The sequence below is a fragment of the Variovorax sp. dw_954 genome (genome assembly GCF_018449755.1).
Taxonomy (GTDB): Bacteria; Pseudomonadota; Gammaproteobacteria; order Burkholderiales; family Burkholderiaceae_C; genus Variovorax.
Genome location: NZ_JAAVVD010000001.1, coordinates 671,754 through 685,871, shown reverse-complemented (window position 1 = coordinate 685,871; position 14,118 = coordinate 671,754). Strand labels below are relative to the sequence as shown.

Here is a 14,118-nt window from a genome sequence, read left to right as displayed (position 1 = left end):
GCGAAGCACGCCCCGAAGGCGCACGCGCGGACGCACCGGTGCGCGAGGCGCCAGTGCGCGAAGCACGTGAACCACGCGAGTCCCAACAGCAACGCGAACCGCGTCCACCGCGTGAAGGCGGCGAGCGCCGCGGCGGACGTGGCGAACGGCGCGAAGCCGACGCGCGCGCGTTGCCGCTTGCAGCAGGTGTCGAAGGCGTGCAGGGCGAGCAGGTCACGATGGGGCCGGTCGCCGGCGAGGAGAATTCGGCCCCGGCCGAGCGGCAGCCCCGGGCACGCGGTGAACGTAGTGAACGCCGCGACCGGGGTGAAGGCCGCGAGCGCGGCGAGAGCCGTGAGCGCGGTGAAGGACGTCGCGACCGACGCCCCGACGGGACCAGCGCGAATGACGCGCTCCAAGGCAACGGCTCGCAATCGCCCGAACCCACCGGTATGACGGCCGAGGAGCCCGTTGTCGCCCACGCGCCTGATGGCGAAGAGCGTCGCCCCCGCTCACGCGACCGCTACGGCCGCGATCGACGCGACCGCGCCCCACGCGAGAACGGCGACGGCGCCGCTGAAGCGCCCATCGCCGATGCAGCGCCTCCGGTCGCGGAAGAGCCGGCGCGCCCGGTTGAAGCCGTCGTAGCACCTGCGCAGCAAGAGGCTTCCTTGCCGGAAGCGACGCGGGTCGTCGAGCCAGTCGCGAAGCCAGTTGTGCCCACGACGGCTCGCAGCAGCGGCCTGCCCAAGGTCACGCCTTTCGAACTACCGATCGCCCAATTGGCCCAGATCGCCGAAGGGTCCGGCTTGCAGTGGGTCAACTCCGACGCACACCGGATTGCCCAAGCCCAGGCCGCGATCGCCGCCGAGCCAAAGCAGATCCACGTGCCACGGGAACGACAGCCCGCCGTCATTCCTGACGAAGGCCCTCTCGTACTGGTGGAAACTCGCAAGGATCTTTCCCAGGTCACCTTGCCGTTCGAAGAGACGACGATCCAGGGCAACGCATTGGTCTGACGCAGGCCTTTTCAGCCTGACCAGCCGCCCCTGGGCAGCCCTTGCCGGCGCCCAGGGGCTTTTTTTTGCCAGATTTCCAGGCAAATACGGACCGCGGGACGGCAAATACGGTCCGAAAAATCACTGGACAAGCCTCGATGTGTGATTTCGTGAAATCCGGCGTGTAAAGACAACATACGCGGCGGGCCATGTTACGGATGTGTCAGGCCAAAGGCTTACAGTCCATCAGCAGTTTTTGCAGCACAAGGGCAGGCGCCAACGCGGCGATTGAGAGCGAACAAGTAGCTATCTTCATCGGATGGCTTACGACTTTTGCCGACAAGACGGCCTAGCTCAAATGTGTTCAAATTCTTGCGAATAGTAGTAAAGCGTTACACTGCCACTTCAAGCGAAGCAGTGCCGTATCAGGGGATTTTTTGATGTTTCGTTCCGATTCCGCCGCTCATGGCCCCGTTGCTCCCCGCCTCATGCCAGGGGGGAGTGGCTCGCCGCCACAAACGACGCTCCCCCTGCCGCGCCAACTGAGCAGGAGCGAGCGCATAGCCAAGCGCGCGCTCGACATCCTCGGCGCATTGACTTTCTTTGCGCTCTTCGGACCGATCTATCTCCTCGTCGCAGTGGCCGTGCTGATCAGCATGGGCCGCCCCATTCACTTCTGGCAGAACCGCCTCGGCGCAGGCGGCACCCGCTTTCGCTTCTACAAGTTTCGATCGATGCTGCGCAACTCGGAGCAGGTTCTCGATGAGTACCTGAGCCGCAACGACGTGGCGCGCACTGAATGGGACACTTTCCAGAAGCTGGAAAAGGACCCGAGGATTACGCCGGTTGGCCAGTTCATCCGCAAGCTCAGCCTGGATGAACTGCCGCAATTCTGGAATGTGCTGAAGGGCGACATGAGCCTGGTCGGCCCACGTCCCTGCATGGAGCGTCAACGCAGCCTGTACGGCAAGAACTGGCCACACTATTGCCAAATGCGCCCCGGCATCACGGGCCTCTGGCAAGTCAGCGGCCGCAACCGGCTGCCCTACGCGAAGCGCGTGGAGCTTGACGCCGAGTATGTCGACAACTGGTCGCTGTGGCTCGACATCAAGATCCTGTTGAAGACGGTCAGCGCAGTGGTCACCGGGGACGGGTCGCGTTGATTGCCATGCGATTCGCGTCGCCCATCGGAAGCACGCGAAGCTTGGCGCGACTTGGTTCACCGCCATTTCATCAGCTCGAAAACCTTGGGCGTCCGTGCCGGAAGTCATCGAACTTCCGGCCGGGTGCTTTCCTGACAACCAAGACGTAGATCGCTCAAGCCTGGAGGCTGTCAAGATGTCTTGGCCTGACTCCGTCCTCAGCGGCTGACGTTTGATTCTTGAACGCGGCACCCGCCGCTCGATACACCATGAACGAATTGCAAAAACGCATCTATGTAGCCGGCCATCGCGGAATGGTCGGAAGCGCAATCGTGCGAAATCTCCAGGGCAAAGGCCACAAGACCATCATCACTCGCACCCATGACGAACTCGACCTGACCGATCAGGCGGGGGTGCGCCGCTTCTTCGCCGAGGAACGACCCGACCAGGTCTATTTGGCGGCTGCCCGCGTCGGCGGCATCCATGCCAACAATACCTACCCTGCCGAATTCATCTATTCCAATCTGATGGTGCAGACCAATGTGGTGCACGAGGCTTGGCGCTCGGGCGTACGGCAATTGATGTTCCTGGGTTCAAGCTGCATCTATCCGAAAATGGCGGAGCAACCGATGACGGAAGCCGCTCTGCTGATGGGAAAGCTGGAGCCCACCAACGAGCCCTATGCGATCGCAAAGATCGCCGGCATCAAGCTTTGCGAGAGCTACAACCGGCAGTACGGCACCGACTACCGCAGCGTGATGCCAACGAATCTCTACGGTCCCGGCGACAACTACCACCCGCAGAACAGCCACGTCCTGCCCGCCATGATTCGCCGCTTCCACGAGGCAAAGCTCAGCGGCGCGCCAGCGGTCGTGATCTGGGGGACGGGCTCCGCCCGCCGCGAGTTCCTGTACGTGGACGACATGGCGAGCGCATCGATCCATGTCATGAAGCTGCCCGCCGAGGAATACCGTCGCCATACCCAGGTGATGGAGAGCCATGTCAACGTCGGCACAGGCGAAGACTTGACGATCGCGGAACTCGCGGCATTGGTCAGTGAGGTGGTCGGCTACAAGGGACGCATCCAGACCGACCCCAGCAAGCCCGATGGCGCCCCGCGCAAGCTTCTCGACGTGTCCAAGATCCGGCAACTGGGTTGGCAGGCCACCACGTCCCTGCGCGCAGGGATTGAGCTCGCCTACCTGGATTTCGAGCGCTCGCTTGAAGAAGCCGTCGCCTGAGGCGAGATGTCACGACGCATGCACCGTTCGCCCCAGCCGTCAGCCAGCAGACAAGCGAGTCAACGATGAGCACGAGCGCCGTTCGCAGCGAGCAGCGATATGCCTTGCCCGATGAATTCGGCACGAGCGATGCACGGCCGAAGGAACCACAGCCCGTCGAGGCACGCTCCAACAAAGCGATGACCCGATCTGTCCTTGTCACGCATCCGGGCCTGCAGCATTCGCACCAGCTCGCGCTGGCCTTGCACGAAAAGAACCTGCTCCAGGCCTTTTGGTCCGGTGTGCCCGTGGCGGAAGATGAAGAGGCCCTGCCCTGGTGGCTGCCGGAACACTTCCGCAAGCGGGTACGCCGTGTCGGCATCCCGGCTGAGCTTCGCCTTCACCCCTTTCGCTTCCAGGTGCTGCAACAGGCGTCGATGCGCGTGAAAAGTGGCCATCCGGGTGACCGCCTCCACCGGCTCTTTCATGGGTTCGATGCCTGGGCGGCCAAGCGCATTGTCGAATTACGCCCCAAGGTTGTGGTCGCCTACGAAAACGCGGCGTATCACACATTCGCTGCGGCCAAGTCGGTCGGTGCGCGATGCGTTCTGGATGCTGCGGCGTTCCACCACAAGACGCGCGCCGAACAGCTGGCGCCGACATATACACCGTATACGGCGGAAGTGAACCGGCGCAAGGACGTCGAGATCGCAATGGCCGACCTGATCCTGACCTGCTCGCCCCTTGCCGCGGACAGCTACGCCGCCAATGGCGTCGAACGCAGCCGGCTCAAGCCCTTGTTGCTTGGCGCGGACCCCAAACTCGTCACGCCAATCACCTCGATTCGCAGGGACGGCCCTCCGCGATTCATGTTCGCGGGGCAACTGACGCTCGGCAAGTCGATCGACCTCATCCTCGCCGCATTCAGTCGTCTCCATGCGGAGGGATTCAGGTACGAAGTGCATTTCGTGGGCGGCTTGGGCGACCACGAGCTCCTGGCAGAGGTGCAGAAGACGCCTGGCGCCCATTACCACCCGAATGTTCCGCAGAGCCAGCTTTTCGAGTTGATGGCGGGAGCCGACTGCCTGCTGCTGCCATCGCGGTCCGACTCGTTCGGAATGGTTGTTGCGGAAGCCATGTCTTGCGGGACGCCGGCGCTGGTGTCGACCCAGACGGGGGCAAAGGCCATTGTCGAAGCCTTCCCCGAAAGCGGCTGGGTCGTCGAGCCCAACGGCGATGCGTTGTATAACAAGCTGCGCGAACTGGTCGGCGACCCCGCGAGCTTGCAGCGGGCCCGGATACCGGCTCTGATCGCATCGAAAGATTTCACATGGGAGCGATACCGCGCGCGAGCTGGTCGCGCGCTGCAGGAGTACTTGCAATGAACGCTCTCACGGCGCGAATGCCGCTTTCGATGGCGCGGCCCGCGCTCAGTCGCACGGGCCGCCTCTTCATCGGCGTGCTTCTCATCGTGGTGTTCGAAGGCGCAGTGCGCAAATGGGGCACCTCAGCGGCAACGCTGCCGATGATCCTGTTGCGCGACGCGATGGCGGGCTACCTGATCTTTCATGCGTGGAGGAGCGGGCATCTTCGAACCTACAAGAACCAGACGGCGGTGCTGCTGGCCTGGACCTGCTGCGTCATCGCATGGGGCATGCTGCAGGTCATCGTGAATGACGGCAACCCGATCGTATTCCTGATCGGCTTGCGCTTCTGGCTGCTGTACATCTGGTTTGGTTTCGCGGCCGCTTCATCCATGACGGAAGCAGACTTTCGCATAGCGATGCGGACCGCGACTGTGCTGCTGATCTTGCTGGCGCCATTGGTCATCCTTCAGTACGCCTCGCCCCCGGGCGCACGTATCAATACCGAGGTCGACAGCGTCGACGACCAGGTGTTCATCGTGATTGCCGGCGTGGTGCGGACCACGGGCACTTTCAGTTTTACGGCAGGCTTCTCCACCTTCCTGGGACTGGTCATCCCGATCGCGCTGACGGTCGTGGCAGCTCGCAAAAGGACACTGACCCACGCATTCATTGCCGTCGCCGCATTCGGGGCGGTTGTCGCGGAATCCCTTGTGAGCGGCGCGCGCAGCGCGGTGATTTATTCCGGCCTCATGATCGCGATCTACCTGCTCGGCCGCCTCGTCTTCTCCAAGCCCGCCGACAAGGGTCGAGCGCTGATGACCCTGCTGTTGGCATTGGGGGCGCTCGCGATTCTCGCCATCGTCTTCCAGACCGCGATCGAGAACACACAGCAACGATTCGACGAAGCCGCCCAGGTCGAAAACTTCTGGGACCGGGTTCTTGTCTACTTCGCCGGCGAACCCACGGTCGTCGACTTCCTGTCCTGGACCGGCGTCGGCATCGGGCAGTTGTCCAACCTGGCGGGGTACGTCAGTACCGGGGTCGCGGGATTCTCGCTGGCCGAGGCGGAAGGCGGTCGCGTGCTGATTGAAGGCGGCCTGCTCGGCGGCCTCTACACCGCCATGAAGTTGATCGTGATGGCCTTGGGCCTATACAGGAGTTTCGTCATTGCAGTGCGCCGGAAGATCATTTTTCCGCTTCTGCTGTGGATATCGCTGTCCGTGGCGTTGTTGAGCTGGGCGGCCATCGGGCAGCTTACGGCCAATGCCTTGCTGGGCTTTGCATTGGCGTTTGCGCTTGCCGCATTGCGCTATCCGACACTTGAGATATTTCCATCTCGCATCACTGCGAGCCGGAGGATTCGTTGAGATTTCTTCATGTGATTGCATCGATCGACCCGCGTGGTGGCGGACCGATCGAAGGGTTGCTGCGCATCCATGGCGCGCTGCAAGCCTTGGGGCACCAGGGTGAGATCCTGTGCCTCGATGCCCCCGACTTCGAGCCCGCGCTGAACCATCCAGGCCGCATCCATGCCCTCGGACCGGTACGAGGAACGTACGGCTACTGCGAGGCGCTGGCGCCCTGGTTGCGGCAAAACGCCGGCAACTACGATGCGGTGATCATCAACGGACTGTGGCAATACATCGGCTTGGCCGCCTGGCGCGCGTTGCGCGACACCGCCCCCGGCTACTACGTTTTCACCCACGGCATGCTGGACCCATGGTTCAAGCGGCGCTATCCGCTCAAGCATCTGAAGAAGTGGCTGTACTGGCCTTGGGGCGAGTACCGTGTGCTGCGCGATGCCAAGGCCGTCCTGTTCACTTGCGATGACGAGCGACTGCTGGCACGCGAGTCGTTCTGGCTCTACAAGTGCAACGAAGCCATCAGCTCCTTCGGCACTTCCGAGCCCCCTGCCAATGATCAGTCGCGGCTGTCAGAGGCATTCCTGACCGCCTGGCCCCAACTGCGCGGAAAGCGTCTCGCCCTGTTCCTGGGCCGCATCCACGAAAAGAAGGGCTGCGACATGCTGATCGAGGCCTTTGCAATGTCCTGTGCCGGATCGCCTGACGCCCACCTCGTCATGGCCGGGCCCGACCAGGGTGGCTGGGCCGAACAACTGGGTCGACGGGTTGCCGAATTGGGCATTTCCGACCGCGTGACCTGGACCGGCATGCTGTCGGGTGACCTCAAGTGGGGCGCCTTTTACGCGAGTGAGATGTTCACCCTGCCATCGCATCAGGAGAACTTCGGCGTCGCCGTGGCGGAAGCGTTGGCCTGCGGTCGGCCGGCATTCATCTCGGACAAGGTCAACATCTGGCGGGAGATCGTCGCCGATGGCGCCGGCAAAGTCGAGCCCGATACCGCGGACGGCACCGAACGCCTTCTGGCACGGTGGCTCGCGACCTCTCCCGCCGAAATCGAACAGATGCGCACCCACGCGCGTCGTTGCTTCGAGCAACGCTTTCGCATCGAAACGGTGGCTGCCAATCTCGTGCGCATCATCGGTTCAGGCGCGACTGCGCCCGCGACCGGGAGCGGCGTCAATCAGACCCGACACGCTTGAAAATTCTTCTCTACGGCATCAATTTCGCACCTGAACTAACGGGCATCGGCAAGTACACCGGCGAAATGGCGGCCTGGCTTGCCGCCGCCGGTCACGAGGTACGCGTCGTCACGGCGCCGCCCTACTATCCCGACTGGGCCGTCTGGCAAGGCTACAGCGCAACGCGTTTCCGACGCGAAAGCTGGAGAGGCGTCACAGTGTTCCGCACCCCGGTCTGGGTGCCCGCCAAGGTCTCAGGGATGACGCGCCTGCTGCATCTGAGCAGCTTTGCGCTGGCAAGCCTCCCCAGCGTGTTCGCACAATGGCGCTGGCGTCCCGACGTCGTATGGATGACCGAGCCGCCCTTGGTTTGCGCGCCGGCCGCATTGGCGTTCGCCCGCTTGCGCGGGGCGCGTGCGTGGCTGCACATCCAGGACTTCGAGATCGATGCCGCGTTCGACCTGGGACTCTTGCGCGGCGAACGCCTGCGCGCCTGGGTGACCGGCGTCGAGCGCTGGCTGTTGCGGCGCTTCGATCGCGTGTCCACCATCTCCCAGCGCATGCTGGAACGGGCCGCGAGCAAGGGCGTGGACGCGAAACGATTGGTGTCCCTGCCCAATTGGGCGGACGTTTCCTCGATCCGACCGCTGCGCAGCGCCAGCCCTTACCGCCGCCAACTTGGCATTGCGGACGATGCCGTGGTGGCGCTCTATTCGGGCAACATGGGCGGAAAGCAAGGCCTCGAGATCCTCGCCGACGTGGCGCTGATGCTGCAGGACAACACAGCGATCCAATTCGTGTTCTGCGGTTTCGGCCCCGGCCGGGCCGTACTCGAAGAGCGTTGCAAGGGCTTGCCCAATGTGCGCTTCATGGATTTGCAGCCGGTCGAACGCCTGGGCGACTTGCTGGGGCTTGCCGACATTCACCTGTTGCCCCAACGCGCGGATGCGGCCGATCTGGTCATGCCCTCCAAGCTCACCGGCATGCTCAGCAGCGGCCGGCCCGTCGTGGCGACGGCGCATGCTGAAACCGAGCTGGGCCGCGTCGTGCGCAATTGCGGCCTGGTGGTCGAGCCGGAGAAGCCGGAGGCGCTGGCCGACGCCATCGCATTGCTCGCTGGCAATCCAGGCCAGCGCGCCGAATTCGGCGCCAGCGCCCGCGCCTTCGCGGAGCGCTACATCGCACAGGACGCCGTGCTCAAGCAGTTCGAAAGCGACGTGCGGGACTGCCTGACGCCGTCCTGAGCGGACACGGCCCGGACCGCGCCTGGCGCGCTCCTCCTTGGGACAAGTCGCGATGGCAAAGCCATGTCGACCGCGCCGTCGGCCGACGGGCCACCACGATCCTCATCCAAAGCAAGAAGGGCTCCTTTCGGAGCCCTTCTTTGTCAATCCGGAAAATTGCGCTCCGGGCTTCCGGTTGCGGCGGCGCTGAATCCCTTCAGCTTACGGCCGCCCCCGTCTCACATCACTGCTCGTCCGGAAGGATGCTTTCGTAGTTGTAGTTGGTGTAGCGATAGCGACCGTACTTGTAGCCACCGTACGCACGGCGCTTGGCGTCCATCGCATTCAGCAGCACACCCGTCGCCGCCTTGCCGCCCAGCGCCAGGCGCCGGGTGCTTTCGCGCAGTTCGCCCATGCTCGACAGGTTGGCGCGTGCCACCAGCAGCACCGTGCCCGCGTGCGTTGCAATGGCGGCGGTGTCGGAGGCGACCAGCACTGGCGGCGTGTCGATCACCACCATGTCGTACTGCTCCGACAAGCGGTCAAGGGTCGTCGTGAAGGACTCCGAGGTCAGCAGTTCCGCCGGATTGGGCGGCAACTGTCCGGTCGCCAGGAAGTCGAGATTCGGCACCACCTGGCGGTGAACCGTCTGCTGCACCGTCAAGCTGCCAGCGATCAATTCCGACAGGCCGCCATGGCGTTGCAGGCCGAGGTACTGGTGCAAGTGGCCGCGGCGCAGATCGGCGTCGATGAGGAGGGTGCGCTTTCCGGCGGCTGCCATGAGCGCGGCGAAGTTCGAAGTGACGAAGCTCTTGCCGACGCCCGGCGTTGCACCCGTGATCATGACGCGGTTGTTCTGCGCTTCGAGCATCGCGAACTGCATCGCGGTACGCAGGCTGCGCAGGCTTTCGATCGCAAGATCGTCGGCATGCTCGATGGCCAGCAGACGCACACCCGTCGCGCCGGTCAAGCGGCGCTGGCTGATCGCGGCTTGCGCGGGGCTCACTGGAATCGTCGAGAACACCGGCAGCGCGGTTTGCGACTCGACCTCATGCGGGTCCTTGATGCGCTGCTCGATCAACGCGTTGCGGATCAGTGCGGCCACGACGCCGAGGAACAGGCCCAGCAGCAATGAAATGGCAACGATAGTCTGGCGCTGCGGCTTGACCGGGATCTCGGCGAGGCTTGCTTCATCGAGCACGCGGACATTGCCGACCTTGCCTTCCTTGACGAGGCGCAACTGCATCGCGTTGTTGAGCAACGATTGATAGAGCTCTGTGTTGACCTTGACGTCACGCTCCATCCGTACCGCTTCCTGTTGCAGCGCAGGCAATCCCTTGATCCGCGACTGCACCTCGCCGATGTCGCGCTGCAAGGCGGCGATCTGCGCGTCAAGGGTCTGCACGCTGGGATGGTTGGCCGTGAAGCGGGCCTCGAGTTCACGTCGGCGTTGCTGCGCTTCGAGCAGCTTCGTCTGGCGATCGACCGCCGTGCCGAGGATCAAGGTCGCTTCCTCGGTGAACGCGACGGTGCCCTTCTGGTTGCGGTAGCGGTTGTATGTCTCTTCCGACTGTTCGAGCTGGCGCTTGAACAACGGCAACTGGACATCCAGGAAAGCCAGCGTCTTCTGCGCTTCGGCCGCCTTGCGTTCCACGTTCTGACGCACATACTGCGCGCCGATGGCGTTGAGCACACGGGCCAGCTGATACGGATTGGGATCCTGCAGCTGCACATTGATGATGCCGGACTGCTTGCCCCGCTCGGTCAGCGTCAGCGCGCCCTGAAGGCCTTCGACGGTCGCCAGCTTCGAGCGCTTGGACAGATTGAACTCGGCGCCGGGCTTGCCGGCGAGCGTGCTGACGAGCAGCTCGATGGGGCCGAACTGGGTCTCGGCCCTCAACGGTTGCCCCACCGTGCCGATGGCCGGCTGCGGCAATGCGGGGTGTTGCAGGGCGTATTGACCACCGCCCTTGGCGACGATGAGGAAGCCGCTCGCCTCCAGCTTGGTGGGAACGCTGAACTTGTCGACTGCAATCTGTTCGGTGCCCGAGACATAGCCGCCGGACCCCAGGAACCCGGGGTCGGACAAGCCTGTTGCGCGCCTTGCCATCCAGCCGCCAATAAAGGGGACGTATCGCGGAGAAGCGACGACATCGAGCTTGGTGGCGTCGATGGCCTGGGAAATCACGGTGCGCGAGCGGATGATTTCCATCTCGGCCGTGGACGGCGTCTTCACGTTGAATGCGCTGCTCGCTTCCGCCAGGAATGATTTGGCGGCACCGCCTTCGTTGTCCTCGACCTGGATCAGCAGGTTGGACTCATAGATCGGCCGCTGCAACACCGCATAGGCCACGCCGAGCGCAAGCACCAGCACCGTGATCGCGGCGATCAGCCACTTCTGTGCGACCAGCGCCTCGAAGTAGTGCCCGAAGTCGAGCTGGTCGTCCTCAGCGGCTACTGGCGCGGCCATGATGGCCTGCGCATGTGGAGATTGCGAAACTGTGGAATTCATCGGCTCGACACTCTGGAAATTCGGTTGGCCCACTGCGTTGCACCATCTTCAATCAACGCAAGAGACGTCTGGAACGCGGCGCGTCCCGCTTGGTAAGGATCAGGAACGTCTCGCTTTTCCTGCTCGCACAATCGGAACACCTTGCCACTGACAAAGGGATAGCGCCGCTCGATATCGCGACGCTGTTCGACGTCCATCACCAGGATCAAGTCGGCGCGCTGGCACAGGTCGAGACTGACCTGCCGGGCGCGATGTTTCTCGATGCTGATTCCGCGATCGTTCATCAGATCGCGAGCGATCGGATCGGCCGGACGGCCGACCATGGCGCTGAGGCCGGCAGAGGAAACCTCGCAGTCGGGCAGGGCTTGCGCAAGAAGTGCTTCCGCCATGGGACTGCGGCAAATGTTCCCTATGCACAACGTGAGTACGTGTCGTATGGCCATGGATCGCTCACTGCCCCGTCTTCGGCAGGGCGCGAATCGCCGTTGCCGTGTTCGCCGAGACGAGGACCAGGTTGGCAACACGGCTGAACACGACCAGCGGCACTGGATCGACGAAGACGACGTCCTTGGCCTTGAGTGAGAAACCATCCGCCATCTGGATCGCCGACGCGGTCTGGGCATCGAGATGGAACACCGTCTGGCCGCCATCAGGCAAGCCGCGGATCACATAGATCTGCCGCGGAGCCGCCGTGCCGAGGTTGAGGCCGCCGCTTTCCGTGAGCGCATCGTTCAGCGTCAGGCGACCATTGCGCATGAGTACGCCACCCTGCGTCGTCACTTCGCCCATCACCGTGACCTTGCTTTCCTCGCGGGCACGCACCGTGATCATGTCGCCGTTGCGAAGCAGGATGCGCGACGGGTCCACGCCGGCGTCCGTCAGGATGTTCATGTCGATGCGGGTGCTGCGGCCGTTGCGCGTCAATATCACGTTGGAGCGGTCGCCGGTCGTGGCTAGGCCACCCGCCCGGTTGATGGCCTCGGGCAAGGTCATTGCAATGTCCGTGAACACCAGCAAGCCCGTGTTCTTCACTTCGCCTTCGATATAGGCCCGCTTGCTGCGGAAAGACGCGACGCGAACGCTCACCTGAGGCGTCTTGAAGACCCTGGCCAGGCGTTGCGTCAACGTGCTTTCGAGTTCCGCAACCGTCATGCCGGACGCCTTCAGCATGCCCGCGTATGGAAAGCTGAGATTGCCTGCATCGTTGACGATGAAACCGGGCGAAGGCGCGATGCTCGCCGCATCCTGGCCGCCGCCGACCAGGGCGGGTTGGCCGCTGAAGACCAGTTCGGGATGATCGAAAACCGTGATGCCGATGACGTCGCCCGGGCCGATGCGATAAGGCTCGGCCTCGCCGCCGATCAGAGCCTGGACATCCGCAGGCACCGCGGTGACACGGGCCTTGTTCTGGACACGGATCAGGTCGGGCGTGATCTCGGTGAGAAAGCCGTCAGGCGGCTGATCGCCGTCCGGGCCTGAACCCAGTTTCATTTCCGTATTGACCGGGCGGTTCTCGCCGTATCGCATCGAATCGAAACTCGGTGCGATCGTGCAGCCAGCCAGCAGCGCACCTACGGAGGCGAGCAGAACTGCATTTAAGAGGATACGTTTCAAAACCAGGCTCCAACGGCGTAACGCAAATGAATACTTTTGCTAACAGTTACCCAATGTACCGCAGTCACAACGGAATTCACAACGGTTTGTTCGGTATACGGCTTCTGGCAGAGGCGAGAAAGCGGAAAAGTCCCGGTTACAAGCGACACATGTTCGAACAACTGTGAACTGCTTCCTATACAACTGTCAATCAGAGCGAACCGACACCCCTGACAGCTATTACCCCTGAAGTCTTTAGGGGTAATCGACCTGCGCGGCCTGCTTCCAGGCCACCGAAGCTTGTTCGACGTCGTCGCGCGCCTCGGCCAGACGCGCCAGCACTTGCCAGGCGCGGCGGTGCAAATCCGCATCCTGCAAACCGAGGGCGGCCTGGGTCAGCAGTTGCTGGGCCTTGCCCCAGAGCTGGCGTCGCATGCAGGCCATGCCAGCGATGTATTGCAGATTGGGGTCGCGCGGATTGTTGCGCTGCGCCACTTCGATGCGCGAGAGCCAGTCGGCATCGACCGAATCGAGGCCCGCTTCGAGCGCACGGACGAGCTTCACGCGCAGTGCGTCGCCCAGACCATCCGGCAGCGCCACCATGCGCTCCCAGGCCGGCATCAGCCAGGCCCGCGCGAGTTCCAGGTCGCCTTGCAGCAGCACCATGCGCTGCGCGGCATGGATGGCCACTTCGGCCATCTCGCGCTCGCCCTGCTCGAGTTCGGCCCAGGCGCTCATCAATTGCGCGGGATCGTGGGCGTCGGAGATGAGTTCGCTGGCGAGTCCGCGCACGATGCTCTGGGCCGCCGCGGTCGAAAAGGCACGATGCTTGGCCAGCAGGCGCGCGGTTTCCAGCGCTTCGAGGGTGCGGTGATCCAGGCGGGCGGCCTTCAGGCGCAGCCGCAGTGCGAAGGTGCGGCGCTGGGCGCCCACGGGCAATTCCTCGAGTCGCGCCAGCGCGCCGGGCGCGTCGCGATCCTCCAGCGCCCACCGGGCGGCGCGCAATTGAACGCCTTCGCGAGTTTCCAGCGCGGCCGGGGTTCCGCGCTCCGAGCTCTCGGTGAGGGCCAGATGCAAGTGCGCGTCGCGCGCGGGGCGATCCTGCAGCGACTGGGCGCTTTCGGCGGCCAGCAGGTGCGAGAGCACCTTGATCTGCTGGGCCTGCGGCAGCTGGGCATCGAGCGCATCCAGCGTGCGTTCCTGCGCCAGCGCGGCCAGGGCCGCCTTGCGCGAACGGGAGAACCGCCCGGCCAGCAGCTGGGAAATCGAATCGAGCAGCGCCGCGTGCAATGCCCGCTCCTTCTGCTGCAACCGCCATTGGCGCGCCTGGACCGGGAGCTGGAAGAGTGCCGCCAGCGCACGCAAGGCCACGTGCAGCAGCATGAAGGCGCCGGCGAGAAGCATCAACACGAGGTTCAGGGACAGGTCGACCCGCCATGGCGGCCAGTAGACCGTGACCGTGCCCTGGTTGTTGCCGGCAAAAAGCGCGGTCGCCGCCGCAATGGCAAACAGCCCCAGGAGCCAGAGAGCGGCGCGCATCGG

General features: G+C 63.7%; 10 protein-coding genes and 1 pseudogene. 7 read left to right on the top strand and 4 right to left on the bottom strand.

Going from position 1 to position 14,118, the window contains the following annotated elements; genetic code table 11:
- The 7 genes and pseudogenes from HB681_RS03125 to HB681_RS03095 form a co-directional block, all read left to right on the top strand.
- Positions 1-998, top strand: a pseudogene (locus tag HB681_RS03125) (ribonuclease E/G); the annotation flags it as partial.
- A 419-nt stretch (positions 999-1,417) separates the two neighbouring features.
- On the top strand, positions 1,418-2,140 hold the full coding sequence (locus HB681_RS03120) for a sugar transferase (protein WP_256354721.1): 723 nt from the start codon (positions 1,418-1,420) through the stop codon (positions 2,138-2,140).
- A gap of 248 nt (positions 2,141-2,388) precedes the next feature.
- A complete protein-coding gene (locus tag HB681_RS03115) occupies positions 2,389-3,360 on the top strand; it encodes a GDP-L-fucose synthase (RefSeq protein WP_213953273.1) in 972 nt (323 codons plus the stop codon).
- A 65-nt stretch (positions 3,361-3,425) separates the two neighbouring features.
- A complete protein-coding gene (locus HB681_RS03110) occupies positions 3,426-4,724 on the top strand; it encodes a glycosyltransferase family 4 protein (protein ID WP_213953272.1) in 1,299 nt (432 codons plus the stop codon).
- Between the two features lie 17 nt (positions 4,725-4,741).
- A complete protein-coding gene (locus tag HB681_RS03105; protein ID WP_213953271.1) occupies positions 4,742-6,073 on the top strand; it encodes a hypothetical protein in 1,332 nt (443 codons plus the stop codon).
- Positions 6,070-7,269, top strand: a complete 1,200-nt coding sequence (locus HB681_RS03100) for a glycosyltransferase (protein ID WP_213953270.1) — start codon at positions 6,070-6,072, stop codon at positions 7,267-7,269. Before HB681_RS03105 ends, HB681_RS03100 begins: the two co-directional genes overlap by 4 nt.
- The gene (locus HB681_RS03095) at positions 7,266-8,492 is read left to right on the top strand and encodes a glycosyltransferase WbuB (RefSeq protein ID WP_213953269.1); all 1,227 of its coding nucleotides are present in this window, start codon (positions 7,266-7,268) and stop codon (positions 8,490-8,492) included. Before HB681_RS03100 ends, HB681_RS03095 begins: the two co-directional genes overlap by 4 nt.
- A gap of 223 nt (positions 8,493-8,715) precedes the next feature.
- Here HB681_RS03095 and HB681_RS03090 read toward each other — a convergent pair whose 3' ends face one another.
- From HB681_RS03090 to HB681_RS03075, 4 genes are all read right to left on the bottom strand, one after another.
- On the bottom strand, positions 8,716-10,983 hold the full coding sequence (locus HB681_RS03090) for a polysaccharide biosynthesis tyrosine autokinase (protein WP_213953268.1): 2,268 nt from the start codon (positions 10,981-10,983) through the stop codon (positions 8,716-8,718).
- On the bottom strand, positions 10,980-11,420 hold the full coding sequence (locus tag HB681_RS03085; RefSeq protein ID WP_213953317.1) for a low molecular weight protein-tyrosine-phosphatase: 441 nt from the start codon (positions 11,418-11,420) through the stop codon (positions 10,980-10,982). Before HB681_RS03085 ends, HB681_RS03090 begins: the two co-directional genes overlap by 4 nt.
- A 13-nt stretch (positions 11,421-11,433) precedes the next feature.
- Positions 11,434-12,474, bottom strand: a complete 1,041-nt coding sequence (locus HB681_RS03080; RefSeq protein ID WP_256354723.1) for a polysaccharide biosynthesis/export family protein — start codon at positions 12,472-12,474, stop codon at positions 11,434-11,436.
- A 357-nt stretch (positions 12,475-12,831) separates the two neighbouring features.
- Positions 12,832-14,115, bottom strand: a complete 1,284-nt coding sequence (locus tag HB681_RS03075) for a heme biosynthesis HemY N-terminal domain-containing protein (protein WP_213953267.1) — start codon at positions 14,113-14,115, stop codon at positions 12,832-12,834.
- Positions 14,116-14,118: the final 3 nt, after the last annotated feature.

Bases quoted from the DNA above. Each gene is read 5' to 3' on its own strand.
- HB681_RS03090 (WP_213953268.1), bottom strand. From the start codon at position 10,983: ATGAATTCCACAGTTTCGCAATCTCCACATGCGCAGGCCATCATGGCC.
- HB681_RS03105 (WP_213953271.1), top strand. From the start codon at position 4,742: ATGCCGCTTTCGATGGCGCGGCCCGCGCTCAGTCGCACGGGCCGCCTC.
- HB681_RS03075 (WP_213953267.1), bottom strand. From the start codon at position 14,115: ATGCGCGCCGCTCTCTGGCTCCTGGGGCTGTTTGCCATTGCGGCGGCG.
- HB681_RS03115 (WP_213953273.1), top strand. From the start codon at position 2,389: ATGAACGAATTGCAAAAACGCATCTATGTAGCCGGCCATCGCGGAATG.
- HB681_RS03110 (WP_213953272.1), top strand. From the start codon at position 3,426: ATGAGCACGAGCGCCGTTCGCAGCGAGCAGCGATATGCCTTGCCCGAT.
- HB681_RS03120 (WP_256354721.1), top strand. From the start codon at position 1,418: ATGTTTCGTTCCGATTCCGCCGCTCATGGCCCCGTTGCTCCCCGCCTC.
- HB681_RS03080 (WP_256354723.1), bottom strand. From the start codon at position 12,474: ATGAAACTGGGTTCAGGCCCGGACGGCGATCAGCCGCCTGACGGCTTT.